This is a genomic window from Uliginosibacterium sangjuense (assembly GCF_059132465.1).
Window position 1 is genome coordinate 3,362,505 of record NZ_CP101132.1, and the last position, 16,915, is coordinate 3,379,419.

Consider the following 16,915-nt stretch of genomic DNA (forward strand, 5'->3'; position numbering starts at 1 on the left):
CTTAGAACTTGAGACCGCCTTCACGCGCGGCTTCCGCCAGCGCCTTGACGCGACCGTGGTACTTGAAACCAGCGCGGTCAAATGCGACCGACTGAACCCCGGCTGCCACAGCGCGCTCGGCAATCAGCTTGCCAACCACTTCCGCCGCCTTCACATTGCCGCCATTCGGAACCTGGGACTTCACCGAGGCTTCCACCGTCGAGGCCGACGCCAGAACGCGGTCGCCGCTCTCAGAGATGATCTGCGCATAGATGTGCAGATTGGAGCGGAACACCGTCAGTCGGGCAACCCGCAGCTCGGCAATGTGAGCCCGGGTTTTACGGGCCCTGCGCAAACGTGCATCTTTCTTGTTCATAACGTCAGCCCTTACTTCTTCTTGGTCTCTTTGATGACCACCACTTCGTCGGCGTAACGCACACCCTTGCCCTTATAGGGCTCGGGAGCACGGTAAGCGCGCACTTCGGCAGCCACCTGACCAACCTGTTGTTTGTCGACACCCTTGATGATGATTTCCGTCTGCGAGGGCGTTTCCACCTTCACGCCGGCGGGCATCTGATGCACCACGGGGTGAGAGAAGCCGAGCGTCAGGTTCAGCTTATCGCCTTGGGCCTGAGCGCGATAACCCACGCCCACCAGGGTCAGCTTGCGCTCGAAACCCTTGCTTACACCAACCACCATGTTCGCCAGCAGGGCACGCACCGTACCCGACATGGCGTTGGCATTGTCGGCACCCTCCACGGCGGAACATTGCAAGTTCGCACCATCACGCTCGATCTTCACCGAACCGTTCAGACGCTGCTTGAGCGTACCCAGCGGACCCTTGACGGTGATCTCGCCCTGACCCAGCGTCACATCGACACCAGAGGGCAGCACGACCGGATTCTTTGCAACACGCGACATAGTGTTCTCCTTAGGCCACGATGCAAAGCACTTCGCCGCCGACCTTGCTGGCGCGGGCACGACGGTCCGTCATGACGCCAGAGGGAGTCGACACGATGGCCACGCCAAGGCCGTTCATCACGCGCGGCAGCTCGGTGCTGCCCTTGTAGACGCGCAGGCCAGGACGGCTTACGCGCTCAATGCGTTCGATGACCGGACGACCTGCGTAATACTTGAGCGCGATATCCAGCTCGCGCAGCGCACCTTCGCCGCGAACGACGAAGTCGTCGATGTAACCTTCGTCTTTCAACACCTGCGCGATCGCAACCTTCAGCTTCGACGAGGGCATCACCACGGAACCCTTTTGCGAAGCTTGCGCATTGCGGATGCGCGTCAGCATATCGGCGATCGGATCAGACATACTCATCTCTCGATCTCCTTACCAGCTAGCCTTGGACATGCCCGGCACTTCGCCGCGGAAAGCCACTTCACGCAGCTTGTTGCGACACAGACCGAACTTGCGGAACACACCACGCGGACGACCCGTCAGTTCGCAGCGGTTACGCTGACGGCTGGGGCTGGCGTTGCGCGGCAGCTTATTGAACTTGGCACGCGCTTCGGCACGCTCCTCTTCGGAACGGTTCACGTCGTCCATCACGGCGATCAGGGCTGCGCGCTTGGCAGCAAACTTCGCCACCGTCTTGCGACGCTTTTCTTCACGATTAATCAGAGCCAGTTTTGCCATGAGAGCCTCAGTTCTTGAACGGGAACTTGAAGGCGGCGAGCAGCGCACGCGCCTCTTCGTCCGTCTTAGCCGTAGTGGTGATGCTGATGTTCAGACCACGCAGGGCGTCGATCTTGTCGTACTCGATCTCGGGGAAAATGATCTGCTCTTTCACGCCGAGGTTGTAGTTGCCACGACCATCGAAACCCTTGGACATCACACCACGGAAGTCGCGGATACGCGGCATCGCCACAGTGATCAGACGATCCAGGAATTCGAACATGCGCGGGCCACGCAGCGTGACCATGCAGCCGATCGGATAGCCTTCGCGGATCTTGAAACCGGCGATCGACTTCTTGGCCTTGGTGGTCACCGGCTTCTGGCCGGCGATCTTGACGAGGTCACCCAGCGCGTTGTCCAGGACCTTCTTGTCACCCACTGCCTCACCCACACCCATATTCAAGGTGACCTTGGTGATGCGCGGCACTTCCATGACCGACTTGTAGCCAAACTTGGCGGCCAACTCGGGCGCGACCGTCGACTTGTAGAATTCTTGCAAACGAGCCATGACTTATGCCCCCACCACGTTGCCGTTCGATTTGAAGACGCGAACTTTCTTGCCATCTTCAATCTTGAAACCCACGCGGTCGGCCTTTTGCGTCGTCGGATTGAACAGCGCGACATTCGAGATGTGTAGCGCCATTTCCTTTTCCACGATACCGCCAACCTGACCCTTCACCGGGTTCGGCTTGGTGTGCTTCTTGACGCGATTGACGCCCTCCACCACCACGCGGTCTTCATCGACACGCAGCACGGAACCGCGCTTGCCCTTGTCTTTACCGGTCAGGACGACCACTTCGTCGCCTTTGCGAATCTTGTTCATGCTCGCGCCTCAGAGAACTTCAGGAGCCAGCGACACGATCTTCATGAAGCGCTCGGTACGCAGCTCGCGCGTAACCGGCCCGAAGATACGGGTGCCAATGGGCTCCAGCTTGGTGTTGAGAAGCACCGCGGCGTTCTTGTCGAACTTGATCAAGGAACCGTCGTTGCGGCGCACGCCCTTGGCGGTACGCACCACCACAGCGTTGTAAACATCACCCTTCTTGACGCGACCACGCGGAGCCGCATCCTTGATGGACACCTTGATGATGTCGCCCACACCGGCGTAACGCCGCTTGGAGCCGCCCAGCACCTTGATGCACATCACCGAACGCGCACCGGTGTTATCGGCGACGTCGAGAATCGTCTGCATTTGGATCATTTGTTTTTACTCCATCCAACTTGCGGCGCCAAAGGCACCACAGTCTTGGATCCCGTCCGGGAATAACACCCGCCGAAAGGCCGGCAGGTAAGCTGAGCCAGAGAGTATAGACCGGCTTTTTAAAAAAAACAAGCACCGCACTCGGAAGCGCGGTGCTGTTTCAGATCTGTCAGGCTTGCGCCTTTTCGACCACGCGCGTGACGCGCCAGCTCTTGGTCTTGGAGATCGGACGGCATTCCTCGATCTCAACCAGGTCGCCTTCGCCGGTCACACCGTTGTCGACATCGGCGTGATACTTCGCCGAACGCACGATCACCTTGCCATACAGCGGGTGCTTGACGCGGCGCTCAATCAAGACAGTGACCGTACGGTCCATCTTGTCGCTCACCACGCGGCCCACCAGCGTACGACGCACGACTTGCTTCTCTTCGCTCATTGCGTCACCGCCTTCTCACGCAGAATGGTACGCACACGCGCAATGTCACGACGGACGCGACCCAACTGGGACGTGTTCGACAGCTGTTGCGTCGCATGTTGCATGCGCAGCGAGAACTGCTCCTTGAGCAGTTCCAGCAGCTCCTTGTTCAGGTCTTCAGCGCCCTTGGCGCGGAGTTCGCTAACCTTCATGATTACCCCACATGCCGCGTCACGAACGCGGTCTCCAGCGGCAGCTTGGCAGCAGCCAGGCGGAAAGCCTCGCGCGCCAGCGTCTCGTCCACACCATCCATCTCGTACAGCACCTTGCCGGGCTGGATCTCGGCAACCCAGTATTCCGGATTACCCTTGCCGTTACCCATACGGACTTCGGCGGGCTTCTTCGAGATGGGCTTGTCCGGGAAGATGCGAATCCAGATGCGGCCACCACGCTTGATGTGACGCGTCATGGCACGACGAGCGGACTCGATCTGGCGAGCGGTCAGACGACCACGACCAATCGCCTTGAGACCGAAGTCACCGAAACTCACAGCGTTGCCACGCGTGGCCACGCCCTTGTTACGGCCCTTCTGCTCCTTGCGGTACTTCCTTCTATTCGGCTGCAGCATCGCTCGCTCCTGCGGTCTTCACGCCAGCGGACTTGCGTACCGTGCGGCGCGCGGCCGGCTTGGCGTCACCATCGTTGCGCGCCGGACGGCGACCACGACGGCCTTCATCTTCCTTGGTTTCCACTGCTGCGGCCTGTTCGTCGCGAGCAGCGTATTCGCCCTTGTACACCCACACCTTGATCCCGATGATGCCGTAGGTCGTACGTGCTTCGGAGAAGCCGTAGTCGATATCGGCACGCAGGGTGTGCAGAGGCACGCGGCCTTCGCGGTACCACTCGGTACGCGCGATTTCGATGCCGTTCAGACGACCCGAGCTCATGATCTTGATGCCTTGGGCACCCAGACGCATCGCGTTCTGCATCGCGCGCTTCATGGCGCGACGGAACATGATCCGCTTTTCGAGCTGCTGGGCGATCGAGTCGGCGATCAGCTGAGCATCGATTTCGGGCTTGCGCACTTCTTCGATGTTCACATGCACCGGCACGCCCATGATCTTCTGCAGGTCGGCCTTCAGCGCTTCGATGTCTTCGCCCTTCTTGCCGATCACCACGCCCGGACGTGCCGAGAAGACAGTGATACGGGCGTTCTTGGCCGGACGCTCGATCAGCACGCGGCTGACGGATGCGTGCGAGAGCTTACGCTTCAGGTGCTCACGCACCATGATGTCCTCACGCAGCATCTTGGCGTAGCTCTGGCTGTTGGCGAACCAGCGAGAGCCCCAGTCACGAGTCACCGCAAGGCGGAACCCGGTCGGATGGATTTTCTGTCCCATAAGCTCGCTTACTCCCCAACAGTCAGGTAGATGTGGCAGGTCTGCTTCTCGATGCGGTTGCCACGGCCCTTTGCACGAGCCGTGAAACGCTTCAGCGAAGTCGCCTTTTCCACATGGATGCGCGTGACCTTCAGCGCATCGATATCGGAACCATCATTGTGTTCGGCGTTCGCAATCGCGGACTCCAGAACCTTCTTGATGATGGTTGCACCTTTCTTCGGGCAGAAGGCCAGGATGTTGAGGGCCTGGTCGACCTTCTTGCCGCGCACCAGGTCCGCCACCAGACGGCCCTTCTGGGCCGAGAGGCGAACGCCGCGCAGAATCGCATTCGTTTCCATGATCCCCTCTTACTTCTTGGCCTTCTTGCTGGCAGCGTGACCCTTGAAGGTACGCGTCAGCGCGAATTCGCCCAGCTTGTGGCCGACCATGTTCTCGGTCACGAAGACCGGAATATGTTGACGACCGTTGTGAACCGCGATGGTCAGACCGATGAACTCGGGCAGGATCGTGGAACGGCGCGACCAGGTCTTGATAGGACGCTTGTCGTTGGAGCTGACCGCAGCGTCGACTTTCTTGATCAGATGGTCGTCGACGAACGGTCCCTTGGTAATAGAACGTGCCATGACTTCCTCTTAACGCTTGTGACGACGCTGAACGATCATGCTATCGGTACGCTTCGTCTTACGCGTACGATAACCCTTGGTCGGGGTACCCCACGGGCTGACCGGCACGCGGCCCTCACCCGTCTTACCCTCACCACCACCGTGCGGGTGATCCACCGGGTTCATGGCCGTACCACGAACCGTCGGACGGATACCGCGCCAACGTTGCGCGCCGGCCTTGCCGATCTTGCGCAGGTTGTGCTCTTCGTTGCCGACTTCACCAATGGTGGCGCGGCATTCGATATGCACACGACGGATTTCACCGGAGCGCAGACGCAACTGGGCGTAGGAGCCTTCGCGCGCCAGCAGCTGGACCGAGGTACCGGCCGAGCGGGCGAGCTGAGCACCCTTGCCGGGCAGGATCTCGATGCAGTGGATCGTGGTACCGACCGGAATGTTACGGATCGGCAGCGCGTTACCGGCCTTGATGGGAGCTTCGGCGCCGGACAGGATTTCCTGGCCGATCTGCACGCCCTTCGGGGCGATGATGTAACGACGCTCACCGTCGGCGTAGCACAGCAGCGCGATGTTGGCGGTACGGTTCGGATCGTATTCGATACGCTCGACCTTGGCCGGGATGCCATCCTTATTGCGCTTGAAGTCAACGACACGATAGTGCTGCTTGTGACCACCACCCTTATGACGGGTCGTGATGTGGCCGTTGTTGTTACGGCCAGCCGTGCTGGTCTTCTTCTCAATCAGCGAGGCAACCGGAGCGCCTTTGTGCAGATTCGGATTGACGACCTTGACGACGCCGCGACGACCGGCGGAAGTGGGCTTAACTTTGACCAGCATTTACGCGGCCCCCCCTTCGGCAAAATTGATTTCCTGGCCGGGCTTCAGGCACACAAAAGCCTTCTTCCAGTCTTTGCGCTGACCGATCGTACGACCGAAGCGCTTGACCTTGCCCTTGACGTTCAGGACCTGGACAGATTCGACCTGGACCTTGAACAGCAGCTCGACCGCAGCCTTGATCTCCGGCTTGGTGGCGTCAGACGCCACACGGAAGATCACTTGCTCATGCTTTTCGGCAACCGTGGTCGCCTTTTCCGACACCTGAGGCGCGAGCAGCACCTGCAGCAAACGTTCTTGGCTGAAGCTCATTGCCACATCTCCTCCATCTTGGCGACCGCGGCACGGGTCACCAGCACGCGGGGATAGCGCACCAGCGAAACCGGATCGGCCTCATGCGCTTCGAGCACCAGAACGTTCGGCAGATTGCGCGACGACAGATAGAGGTTCTCATCCATCTCGTCGGTAATCACCAGCACCTTGTTGTCCGCGCCGTAACCCTTGAGCTTCTGGGCCAGCAGCTTGGTCTTCGGAGCCTCGACGCTCACGTTCTCGACCACCTGCAGACGATCTTCACGCACCAGCTGCGACAGGATCGCAGCGATACCGGCGCGGAACATCTTGCGGTTGATCTTCTGGGTAAAGTTTTCTTCCGGGCTATTCGGGAAGATGCGACCGCCTCCGCGCCACAGCGGCGAGGACGTCATACCGGCACGGGCGTTACCCGTACCCTTTTGACGGAAAGGCTTCTTGGTCGAATGCTTGACCTGGCCACGATCCTTCTGGGCGCGGTTGCCGGAACGCGCGTTGGCTTGGTAAGCCACGACGACCTGGTGCACCAGCGCTTCGTTGTAATCGCGACCGAACAGCGCATCAGAGGCCTGCAGCGTGGACGCCGCCTGACCCTGATCGTTAATCAGCTTGAGTTCCATGTCGCCCCCGCTCAGCTCTTGACCGCCGGACGCACGATCACGTCGCCGCCGTCATGGCCAGGCACACCGCCCTTGACCAACAGCAGACCACGCTCGGCATCCACACGCACCACTTCCAGATTCTGGACAGTGGCCTTGACCGCACCCAGGTGACCAGTCATGCGCTTGCCCGGGAAAACGCGACCCGGATCCTGCGCCATACCGATCGAACCCGGCACGTTGTGGCTACGGGAGTTACCGTGCGAAGCACGGTTCGACGAGAAGTTGTGACGCTTGATCGTGCCAGCGTAACCCTTACCGATCGAGGTACCGGTGACATCCACCTTTTGCCCGACAGCGAAGATTTCAACACTGATCACGTCACCCGGCTTGTAGCCACCAAGCTGCTCGGTGGAAACCGGGAATTCGCGCATGACCGAACCCGCTTCAACGCCAGCCTTGGCCAGATGGCCAGCCAACGCCTTGGTCACACGGCTCGCGCGACGCGTGCCGAATGCAACCTGGACAGCCGAGTAGCCATCCGTTTCCGGGGTCTTGATCTGGGTCACGCGATTGTTCGACACGTCAAGCACCGTCACCGGGATGGAAGCCCCATCCTCAGCAAAGATGCGAGTCATGCCGACCTTGCGACCAACAAGGCCTAGACTCATGTTTTTCTCCTATGGCACCGGTTTCGATTGACCGGAGCCGCCGTTGAATAACGCTTGAAAGCGCTCAAAAAACGCACAAGCTTCGCACCCCAAAGTGCGAAGCCTGCGATTCTAGCTCGTACTTGCGCTCCAGCGCAAGCACAAAGAATTACTGCAGCTTGATCTCGACGTCGACGCCAGCCGGCAGGTCCAGCTTCATCAGCGCGTCGACCGTCTTGTCGGTCGGGTCGATGATGTCCATCAGACGTTGGTGCGTGCGGATTTCGAACTGGTCACGCGAGGTCTTGTTCACGTGCGGCGAACGCAGGATGTTGAAGCGTTCGATGCGGGTCGGCAGCGGCACGGGGCCACGCACGACAGCGCCGGTGCGCTTGGCGGTGTCGACGATCTCAAGGGCGGACTGATCGATCAGGCGATAGTCGAAAGCCTTGAGACGGATACGGATCTTCTGGTTTGCCATGATGCTTCCTTAAAAGAGCAAAAGAACGAAAGAACAAAAACAAGGGCGGCAGACCTTTCGGCCTGCCGCCTGATGCAGTCTTACTCGATGATCTTGGCGACAACACCGGCGCCGACGGTACGGCCGCCTTCGCGGATCGCGAAGCGCAGACCTTCTTCCATGGCGATCGGGGCGATCAGCTTGACGGTGATCGACACGTTGTCACCCGGCATCACCATCTCGGTGCCTTCCGGCAGGGCGATGGCGCCGGTCACGTCCGTGGTACGGAAGTAGAACTGCGGACGGTAGTTGTTGAAGAACGGGGTGTGACGACCACCTTCGTCCTTGCTCAGCACATACACTTCACCGGTGAAGTGGGTGTGCGGGGTGATCGAACCCGGCTTGGCCAGCACTTGGCCGCGCTCGACTTCTTCACGCTTGGTGCCGCGCAGCAGCACGCCGACGTTGTCACCCGCTTGACCTTGGTCGAGCAGCTTGCGGAACATTTCGACGCCGGTACAGATGGTCTTGACGGTGGCCTTGATGCCGACGATTTCGATTTCTTCGCCAACCTTGACCACGCCACGTTCGACACGGCCGGTCACGACGGTGCCGCGACCCGAGATCGAGAAGACGTCTTCGATCGGCATCAGGAAGGGCTTGTCGATGGCGCGCTCGGGCGTCGGGATGTAGCTGTCCAGGGCTTCGGCCAGGGCCATGATGGCGCCTTCGCCGAGCTCACCCTTGTCGCCTTCCAGGGCCTTCAGCGCCGAGCCCTTGACGATGGGCACGTCGTCGCCAGGGAATTCGTACTTGGAGAGCAGTTCGCGCACTTCCATTTCGACGAGCTCGAGCAGTTCGGCGTCGTCGACCATGTCGCACTTGTTCAGGAACACGACGATGTAGGGCACGCCGACCTGGCGGGCCAGCAGGATGTGCTCGCGGGTCTGGGGCATGGGGCCGTCAGCGGCCGAGCACACCAGGATGGCGCCGTCCATCTGGGCGGCACCGGTAATCATGTTCTTGACATAGTCCGCGTGCCCCGGGCAATCCACGTGGGCATAGTGGCGGTTGGCGGTTTCGTATTCGACGTGCGCGGTATTGATCGTGATACCACGGGCCTTTTCTTCCGGCGCCGCGTCGATCTGGTCGTACGCCTTGGCCGAACCACCGAACTTCGATGCCAGCACCGTCGTGATCGCCGCCGTCAGCGTCGTCTTGCCGTGGTCAACGTGACCAATCGTCCCTACGTTCACGTGCGGTTTCGTCCGCTCAAACTTTTCCTTAGCCATTTTTCGTCCTTAATTCGCGAGTTGAATTACTTCTTGTTGATGATGGCGTCCGCCACGTTCTTCGGCGCTTCGGCGTAGTGCTTGAACTCCATGGAGTAGGTAGCACGACCCTGCGACAGCGAACGCATCGTGGTCGAGTAGCCGAACATTTCAGCCAGCGGGACTTCCGCCTTGATCGCCTTGATGGCGCCAGGCAGGTCTTCCATGCCCAGCACGACACCGCGACGACCCGACAGGTCGCCCATGATGTTGCCCATGAACTCTTCCGGCGTTTCCACTTCGACCGACATCATCGGCTCGAGCAGCACAGGGCTCGCCTTCTTGCAGCCCTCCTTGAAAGCCATGGAGGCGGCCATCTTGAACGCGTTTTCGTTCGAGTCCACGTCGTGGTAAGAACCGAAGTGCAGCGTGCACTTCACATCCACCACCGGGAAGCCGGCCAGGATACCGTTCGGCAGCGCTTCCTGCAGGCCCTTGTCGACCGCGGGGATATATTCGCGCGGCACCACACCACCCTTGATGGCGTCGACGAATTCGTAGCCCTTGCCCGGCTCGTTCGGCTCAATCTTGAGCACGACGTGGCCGTACTGACCGCGGCCGCCGGACTGCTTCACGAACTTGCCTTCGGCGTCTTCCACCGTCTTGCGAATGGTTTCGCGGTAGGCCACTTGCGGGGCACCCACGTTGGCTTCCACACCGAATTCACGCTTCATGCGGTCGACGATGATTTCCAGGTGCAGCTCGCCCATGCCGGAAATGATGGTCTGGCCGGACTCTTCGTCGGTACGCACGCGGAAGGAGGGGTCTTCCTGAGCCAGACGGCCCAGGGCGATACCCATCTTTTCCTGGTCACCCTTGGTCTTGGGTTCGACGGCCACGTGAATCACGGGCTCGGGGAACTCCATGCGCTCCAGGGTGACGACGCTGTCGGTCGGGCACAGGGTTTCACCCGTGGTCACCGAGGACAGGCCGATACAGGCCGCGATGTCGCCCGCGCGGACTTCATCGATTTCTTCGCGGTTGTTGGCGTGCATCTGCACCAGACGACCGATACGCTCCTTCTTGCCCTTAATCGGGTTGTAGACGGAGTCGCCCGACTTCAGCACGCCCGAATAGACGCGGATGAAGGTCAGTTGGCCGACGTACTTGTCAGTCATGAGCTTGAACGCCAGGGCCGAGAACGGCGCACTGTCGTCGGCGGGGCGCTCGACTTCCTTTTCGTCTTCGTCCAGGCCCTTGACCGGAGGAATATCAACCGGCGAGGGCAGCAGTTCGATGACGGCGTCCAGCATGGCCTGCACGCCCTTGTTCTTGAAGGCGGTGCCGCACATCATCGGGACGATTTCGCCCTTGATGGTACGGTCGCGCAGCGCACCCTTGATCTCATCTTCCGTCAAGTCACCTTCTTCGAGGTACTTGTTCATCAGATCTTCCGACGACTCGGCGGCGGCTTCGACCATCTTCTCGCGCCACTCCTGAGCCGTGGCAGCCAGGTTCGCGGGGATGTCTTCGTAGCTGAACTTGGTGCCTTGCGAGGCCTCGTCCCAAACGATGGCCTTCATCTTCACCAGGTCGATGACGCCGGAGAAGTTGTCTTCGGCGCCGATAGGCACCTGGATGGGCACCGGGTTCGCCGACAGACGAGTGCGCATCTGGTTGTAGACCTTGAAAAAGTCTGCACCCTGACGGTCCATCTTGTTCACGAAGGCGAGACGCGGCACGCCGTACTTGTTGGCCTGACGCCACACGGTCTCCGACTGAGGCTGCACGCCGCCCACGGCGCAATACACCATGCAGGCACCGTCCAGCACGCGCATGGAACGCTCCACCTCGATGGTGAAGTCCACGTGCCCCGGGGTGTCGATGATGTTGATGCGGTGTTCTTCGAAATTGCTCGCCATGCCCTTCCAGAAACAGGTCGTGGCAGCGGACGTGATGGTGATGCCACGCTCCTGCTCCTGCTCCATCCAGTCCATGGTGGCCGCGCCGTCATGCACTTCACCGATCTTGTGGTTCACACCGGTGTAGAACAGGATGCGTTCGGTCGTCGTCGTCTTGCCGGCGTCGATGTGCGCCGAGATACCAATATTGCGGTATCGCTCGATCGGGGTCTTGCGTGCCACGGTCGTTACCTTCGTTTATTCAATCAGGTTGCGGGAATCAGGCAGTCTGCGGTCGATTCGTTAAAAGCAATCGAGCCCTTTGCAGGGCCCGAAGGTTCTTTTGACGACTTCCAATCAGAACCTGAAGTGAGCAAACGCCTTGTTGGCGTCCGCCATGCGGTGCACTTCGTCACGCTTCTTCATCGCGGCGCCACGGCCTTCCGAAGCCTCGATGATCTCACCAGCCAAACGCTGGGCCATCGACTTTTCAGAACGCTTACGGGCTGCCTCGCGCAGCCAGCGCATGGACAGGGCCATACGACGGCTCGGACGCACTTCGACGGGCACCTGGTAGTTGGCACCACCCACGCGGCGGCTCTTCACTTCGACGACCGGCTTCACGTTCGACAGGGCGGACTGGAACACTTCCAGCGCATCCTTGCCGGACTTGGTGGCGATCAGGTCCAGAGCACCATAGATGATGCGCTCGGCGACAGCCTTCTTGCCGCCAATCATCAGCACATTGATGAACTTGGAGATGTCCTGCGAACCGAATTTCGGATCCGGCAGAATCTCGCGCTTGGGTACTTCACGACGACGGGGCATATCAATCTCCTCTCTTCGTCAAAATCAGGACTTCTTCGGGCGCTTCGCGCCGTACTTGGAACGGGCCTGCTTACGGTCCTTGACGCCTTGCAAGTCAAGCGAACCGCGCACGATGTGGTAACGCACACCCGGCAAGTCCTTCACACGACCACCGCGGATCAGCACAACCGAGTGTTCCTGCAGGTTGTGGCCTTCACCGCCGATGTAGGAGATGACTTCGAAACCGTTGGTCAGACGCACCTTGGCGACCTTACGCAGCGCCGAGTTCGGCTTCTTCGGGGTCGTGGTGTAAACACGGGTGCACACGCCACGCTTTTGCGGACAGGACTCCAGCGCCGGCACCTTGCTCTTGGTGACCGTGGCTTCACGGCCCTTACGAACGAGTTGATTGATGGTTGGCATTACTTTCCCTCGGACCGCACCACCAGGCAGAGGATTCCGCCATTGGGCCGCAGTCAAACACATGAGGCGACTACCTTACCAAGGGTAGCCGCCTCAGACTAAAGACGCGGGAGTATAAGAACCCCCGCGAGACTCGTCAACCAGCCTCGGGGGTTTCTGCCCCTTCGACAATGGTTTCCCCGGACATGCCGAGAATGTCGCCACCGAAGTCCAGGCCCGCCGACTGCGCCCGACGGGTGCGGTGGTAGGCCAGACCGGTGCCGGCCGGGATGAGACGGCCGACGATGACGTTTTCCTTCAGACCGCGCAGCTCGTCGCGCTTGCCCATGATGGCAGCCTCGGTAAGCACGCGGGTCGTTTCCTGGAAGGACGCCGCCGAGATAAAGGAGTCGGTCGACAGGGAAGCCTTGGTGATACCGAGCAGCATGTATTCGTACTGCGCCGGGATCTTGCCGTCGGCCACAATCTTGTCGTTCTCATCCAGCACTTCGGAGCGCTCCACCTGCTCCTCGCGGATGAACTTGGTATCGCCCGGGTCGACCACGATCACGCGACGCAGCATCTGGCGAACGATCACCTCGATGTGTTTGTCGTTGATCTTCACGCCCTGCAGACGATAGACGTCCTGCACTTCGTCGATGATGTAGCGAGCCAGCGCCTCGACTCCCTGCAGACGCAGGATATCGTGCGGATCGGCCGGACCGTCAACAATCAGTTCGCCACGCTGGACGACCTGGCCATCGTGCACCAGCACATGCTTGTCCTTCGGGATCAGCGTCTCATGCACCGTGCCATCCGGCTCGGTGATCACCAGGCGCTGCTTGCCCTTGGTGTCCTTGCCGAAGGACAGGGTACCCGTCACTTCAGCCAGCACACCGGCGTCCTTCGGAGCACGGGCTTCGAACAGTTCAGCCACGCGCGGCAGACCCCCGGTGATGTCACGGGTCTTGGCGGATTCCTGCGGAATCTTGGCCAGCACGTCACCCACCGACACTTCCTGCCCATCCTTCACCGTGATCAGCGAGCCGACCTGGAAGGTGATGGTCACCGCATGCTCGGTGCCGGCGATCTTGACTTCCTCACCAGCGGCATTCAGCAGCTTGACTTGCGGACGCACGCCCTTGGACGAAGCCGAACCGGCGCGACGCTTGGCGTCGATGACCACCAGGGTCGACAGACCGGTGACTTCGTCGATCTGCTTGGCGACCGTGGCGCCCTCTTCCACGTTCTCGAACTTGATGAAGCCCGAGTACTCGGTGATGATCGGACGGGTGTGCGGATCCCAGGTCGCCAGTTGCTTGCCGGCCTTGATCGTGTCGCCGTCGTCGACCTGCAGGGTCGCGCCGTACGGGATCTTGTGACGCTCGCGCTCGCGGCCCATGTCGTCCGCGACCAGCACTTCTGCCGAACGCGAGATGACGATCTTCTCGCCCTTCGCATTGGTCACGTAGCGCATGTTGCCGGTGAAGCGAATCGAACCGGCCGACTTGGCTTCGACAGAACTCGCCACCGCTGCACGCGAAGCCGCGCCACCGACGTGGAAAGTACGCATCGTCAGCTGCGTGCCGGGCTCACCGATCGACTGGGCCGCGATCACACCGACCGCTTCACCCGCGTTGACCAGGCTGCCGCGACCGAGGTCACGGCCGTAGCACTTGGCGCACAGGCCGTAACGCGTGTCGCAGGTCAGCGGCGTACGTACGCGCACCTCGTCGATACCCAACGCGTCGATCAGGTCGCAGGCGTCTTCGTCCAGCAGATCGCCGGCGTAGATCACGGACTCTTGCGTCTCCGGATTGACGATGTCATCGGCAGTCACGCGACCGAGAATGCGCTCACGCAGCGGCTCAACCACTTCACCGCCTTCGATCAGCGCCTTCATGACGAAACCGTTGGTGGTTTCGCAATCATCTTCGGTCACGACCAGATCCTGCGTCACGTCGACCAGACGACGCGTCAGGTAGCCGGAGTTCGCGGTCTTCAGTGCCGTGTCGGCCAGGCCCTTACGCGCACCGTGGGTCGAGATGAAGTACTGCAGAACGTTCAGGCCTTCGCGGAAGTTCGTGGTGATCGGCGTCTCGATGATGGAGCCATCCGGCTTGGCCATCAGGCCGCGCATACCCGCCAACTGACGGATCTGGGCAGCGGAACCACGGGCGCCGGAGTCGGCCATCATGTAGATGGAGTTGAAGGATTCCTGCTTGACCTTGTTGCCGTTGCGGTCAATGACGTCTTCCTGGCCGAGCTGCTCCATCATGGCCTTGGCCACCTGGTCGCCGGTGCGGCCCCAGATATCCACCACCTTGTTGTAGCGCTCACCGTCAGTCACCAGACCGGACGCGTATTGCTGGGCAATTTCCTTCACCTCGTGCTCGGAGGCCGAGATGATGCTTTCCTTGGCGCTCGGAACCAGCATGTCCTTGACTGCGATGGAGATACCGGCGCGGGTTGCCAGACTGAAACCGAACTGCATCAGGCGGTCGGCGAAGATCACGGTTTCACGCAATCCGCAGCGACGGAAGCTGGTGTTGATCAGGCGCGAGATTTCCTTCTTCTTCAGCGCCTTGTCGATCACGCTGAAGGGCAAGCCCGCGGGCAGGATCTCGCTCAGCAACGCACGGCCAGCCGTTGTGTTGTAGCGCGTGATCTTCTCGGTCTTCTCACCCGACTCGCTCACCTCGACTTCGCGGATACGCACGGAGATTTTGGCGTGCAGCGAAATCTGCTTGGATTCGTAAGCACGCTTCACCTCGGACACGTCAACGAAGGCCATGCCTTCGCCGGGCACATTCACGCCAGCGCGGGTCGCGTAGTACAGGCCCAGCACCACGTCTTGCGACGGAACGATGATGGGCTCGCCGTTGGCGGGCGACAGTACGTTGTTGGAGGCCAGCATCAGGGTGCGGGCTTCCATCTGGGCTTCCAGCGACAGCGGCACGTGGACGGCCATCTGGTCACCGTCGAAGTCGGCGTTGAACGCCGCGCAGACGAGCGGGTGCAGCTGAATGGCCTTGCCTTCGATCAGCGTCGGTTCGAAAGCCTGGATACCCAGACGGTGCAGCGTCGGCGCGCGGTTCAGCATGACCGGATGTTCGCGGATCACCTCTTCGAGGATGTCCCACACCACCGGCTCTTGCGATTCAACCAGCTTCTTGGCCTGCTTGATGGTCGTAGCCAGCCCCATCAGCTCCAGCTTGTTGAAGATGAAGGGCTTGAACAGTTCCAGCGCCATCAGCTTCGGCAGGCCGCATTGGTGCAGCTTGAGCTGCGGGCCCACGGTAATCACCGAACGGCCCGAGTAGTCAACGCGCTTGCCCAGCAGGTTCTGGCGGAAACGACCGCCCTTACCCTTGATCATGTCGGCCAGCGACTTGAGCGGGCGCTTGTTGGCACCGGTCATGGCCTTGCCGCGACGGCCGTTGTCGAGCAGTGAGTCGACGGCTTCCTGCAGCATGCGCTTTTCGTTGCGCACGATGATTTCAGGGGCCTTCAGCTCCAGCAGACGCTTCAGACGGTTGTTGCGGTTGATGACGCGACGATACAGATCGTTCAGGTCGGAAGTGGCGAAACGACCGCCATCCAGGGGAACGAGCGGACGCAGGTCCGGCGGCAGTACCGGCAGCACTTCCATGATCATCCAGTCAGGCTTGATGCCGGACTGCTGGAAGGCCTCCAGCACCTTGAGGCGCTTGACGATCTTCTTGATCTTCGCCTCGGAACCGGTGGTTTCCAACTCGGAACGCAGTCGCTCGACTTCGGACATGATGTCGATGCCGCGCAGCAGGCCACGGATACCCTCGGCCCCCATCAGCGCGGTGAACTCGTCACCGTACTCCTCCACCTTGGCGAGGTAGTCGTCCTCGGTCAGCAACTGACCCTTGGTCAGCGGGGTCATGCCCGGCTCAACCACGACGAAAGCTTCGAAGTACAGCACGCGCTCGATGTCGCGCAGGGTCATATCCAGGACCATGCCCAGACGAGACGGCAGCGACTTCAGGAACCAGATGTGCGCCACCACCGAGGCCAGCTCGATGTGGCCCATGCGCTCACGACGCACCTTCGACAGCGTGACTTCGACGCCACACTTCTCGCAGATGACACCACGGTGCTTGAGGCGCTTGTACTTGCCGCACAGGCACTCGTAGTCCTTCACCGGGCCGAAGATCTTGGCGCAGAACAGGCCATCGCGCTCCGGCTTGAAGGTACGGTAGTTGATGGTTTCCGGCTTCTTCACTTCGCCGTAAGACCACGAGCGGATCTTCTCCGGCGAAGCGAGGCCGATGGTAATAGCGTCGAACTCTTCCTCGTTCGGGAGGCTTTGCTTGAACAGATCAGCGAGCAAGCTCTTCATGTATCACT

At 60.6% G+C, this 16,915-nt stretch carries 23 protein-coding genes; all 23 read right to left on the reverse strand.

Annotated elements, in window-relative coordinates:
- Position 1: 1 nt before the first annotated feature.
- Positions 2–355 (reverse strand): 50S ribosomal protein L18, encoded by a 354-nt coding sequence (gene rplR, locus NMB43_RS15270; protein ID WP_494349022.1) that lies wholly within the window; start codon positions 353–355, stop codon positions 2–4.
- Between the two features lie 11 nt (positions 356–366).
- Positions 367–900: a 50S ribosomal protein L6 gene (gene rplF, locus NMB43_RS15275; protein ID WP_494349023.1), complete on the reverse strand. Its 534-nt coding sequence runs from the start codon at positions 898–900 to the stop codon at positions 367–369.
- 10 nt (positions 901–910) lie between these two features.
- Positions 911–1,306: a 30S ribosomal protein S8 gene (rpsH, locus tag NMB43_RS15280; RefSeq protein WP_494349024.1), complete on the reverse strand. Its 396-nt coding sequence runs from the start codon at positions 1,304–1,306 to the stop codon at positions 911–913.
- A 12-nt stretch (positions 1,307–1,318) separates the two neighbouring features.
- Positions 1,319–1,624 carry a 30S ribosomal protein S14 gene (gene rpsN / locus NMB43_RS15285; RefSeq protein ID WP_494349025.1) on the reverse strand — a complete coding sequence of 102 codons (306 nt, stop codon included), beginning with the start codon at positions 1,622–1,624 and terminating at the stop codon, positions 1,319–1,321.
- A gap of 7 nt (positions 1,625–1,631) precedes the next feature.
- On the reverse strand, positions 1,632–2,171 hold the full coding sequence (gene rplE / locus NMB43_RS15290; RefSeq protein ID WP_494349026.1) for a 50S ribosomal protein L5: 540 nt from the start codon (positions 2,169–2,171) through the stop codon (positions 1,632–1,634).
- Between the two features lie 3 nt (positions 2,172–2,174).
- On the reverse strand, positions 2,175–2,486 hold the full coding sequence (gene rplX / locus NMB43_RS15295; RefSeq protein WP_494349027.1) for a 50S ribosomal protein L24: 312 nt from the start codon (positions 2,484–2,486) through the stop codon (positions 2,175–2,177).
- 9 nt (positions 2,487–2,495) lie between these two features.
- Positions 2,496–2,864, reverse strand: coding sequence for a 50S ribosomal protein L14 (gene rplN / locus NMB43_RS15300; protein WP_494349028.1), 369 nt, complete (start codon positions 2,862–2,864; stop codon positions 2,496–2,498).
- Positions 2,865–3,033: 169 nt separating this feature from the next.
- Complete coding sequence (rpsQ, locus tag NMB43_RS15305) at positions 3,034–3,300, reverse strand: 30S ribosomal protein S17 (protein WP_494349029.1); 267 nt, start codon at positions 3,298–3,300, stop codon at positions 3,034–3,036.
- The gene (gene rpmC, locus NMB43_RS15310) at positions 3,297–3,491 is read right to left on the reverse strand and encodes a 50S ribosomal protein L29 (RefSeq protein ID WP_494349030.1); all 195 of its coding nucleotides are present in this window, start codon (positions 3,489–3,491) and stop codon (positions 3,297–3,299) included. Before rpmC ends, rpsQ begins: the two co-directional genes overlap by 4 nt.
- Before the next feature lie 2 nt (positions 3,492–3,493).
- Complete coding sequence (rplP, locus tag NMB43_RS15315) at positions 3,494–3,907, reverse strand: 50S ribosomal protein L16 (protein ID WP_494349031.1); 414 nt, start codon at positions 3,905–3,907, stop codon at positions 3,494–3,496.
- A complete protein-coding gene (gene rpsC / locus NMB43_RS15320) occupies positions 3,891–4,679 on the reverse strand; it encodes a 30S ribosomal protein S3 (protein WP_494349032.1) in 789 nt (262 codons plus the stop codon). Before rpsC ends, rplP begins: the two co-directional genes overlap by 17 nt.
- Positions 4,680–4,687: 8 nt before the next feature.
- Positions 4,688–5,017: a 50S ribosomal protein L22 gene (gene rplV / locus NMB43_RS15325; RefSeq protein ID WP_494349033.1), complete on the reverse strand. Its 330-nt coding sequence runs from the start codon at positions 5,015–5,017 to the stop codon at positions 4,688–4,690.
- Between the two features lie 9 nt (positions 5,018–5,026).
- The gene (rpsS, locus tag NMB43_RS15330; protein WP_494349034.1) at positions 5,027–5,302 is read right to left on the reverse strand and encodes a 30S ribosomal protein S19; all 276 of its coding nucleotides are present in this window, start codon (positions 5,300–5,302) and stop codon (positions 5,027–5,029) included.
- Between the two features lie 9 nt (positions 5,303–5,311).
- Positions 5,312–6,136 (reverse strand): 50S ribosomal protein L2, encoded by an 825-nt coding sequence (rplB, locus tag NMB43_RS15335; RefSeq protein WP_494349035.1) that lies wholly within the window; start codon positions 6,134–6,136, stop codon positions 5,312–5,314.
- Positions 6,137–6,445: a 50S ribosomal protein L23 gene (gene rplW / locus NMB43_RS15340; protein ID WP_494349036.1), complete on the reverse strand. Its 309-nt coding sequence runs from the start codon at positions 6,443–6,445 to the stop codon at positions 6,137–6,139.
- Positions 6,442–7,065 (reverse strand): 50S ribosomal protein L4, encoded by a 624-nt coding sequence (rplD, locus tag NMB43_RS15345; protein ID WP_494349037.1) that lies wholly within the window; start codon positions 7,063–7,065, stop codon positions 6,442–6,444. The genes rplW and rplD overlap by 4 nt, the downstream gene beginning before the upstream one ends.
- An 11-nt stretch (positions 7,066–7,076) precedes the next feature.
- The gene (rplC, locus tag NMB43_RS15350; RefSeq protein WP_494349038.1) at positions 7,077–7,715 is read right to left on the reverse strand and encodes a 50S ribosomal protein L3; all 639 of its coding nucleotides are present in this window, start codon (positions 7,713–7,715) and stop codon (positions 7,077–7,079) included.
- A gap of 148 nt (positions 7,716–7,863) precedes the next feature.
- Positions 7,864–8,175 carry a 30S ribosomal protein S10 gene (gene rpsJ / locus NMB43_RS15355; protein WP_345533810.1) on the reverse strand — a complete coding sequence of 104 codons (312 nt, stop codon included), beginning with the start codon at positions 8,173–8,175 and terminating at the stop codon, positions 7,864–7,866.
- Positions 8,176–8,255: 80 nt separating this feature from the next.
- Positions 8,256–9,446 carry an elongation factor Tu gene (gene tuf / locus NMB43_RS15360; protein ID WP_494349039.1) on the reverse strand — a complete coding sequence of 397 codons (1,191 nt, stop codon included), beginning with the start codon at positions 9,444–9,446 and terminating at the stop codon, positions 8,256–8,258.
- A gap of 26 nt (positions 9,447–9,472) precedes the next feature.
- A complete protein-coding gene (gene fusA / locus NMB43_RS15365) occupies positions 9,473–11,569 on the reverse strand; it encodes an elongation factor G (protein ID WP_494349040.1) in 2,097 nt (698 codons plus the stop codon).
- Positions 11,570–11,683: 114 nt separating this feature from the next.
- Positions 11,684–12,154: a 30S ribosomal protein S7 gene (rpsG, locus tag NMB43_RS15370; RefSeq protein WP_494349041.1), complete on the reverse strand. Its 471-nt coding sequence runs from the start codon at positions 12,152–12,154 to the stop codon at positions 11,684–11,686.
- 24 nt (positions 12,155–12,178) lie between these two features.
- The gene (gene rpsL, locus NMB43_RS15375) at positions 12,179–12,556 is read right to left on the reverse strand and encodes a 30S ribosomal protein S12 (protein ID WP_494349042.1); all 378 of its coding nucleotides are present in this window, start codon (positions 12,554–12,556) and stop codon (positions 12,179–12,181) included.
- A 136-nt stretch (positions 12,557–12,692) separates the two neighbouring features.
- Complete coding sequence (rpoC, locus tag NMB43_RS15380) at positions 12,693–16,907, reverse strand: DNA-directed RNA polymerase subunit beta' (RefSeq protein WP_494349043.1); 4,215 nt, start codon at positions 16,905–16,907, stop codon at positions 12,693–12,695.
- Positions 16,908–16,915: the final 8 nt, after the last annotated feature.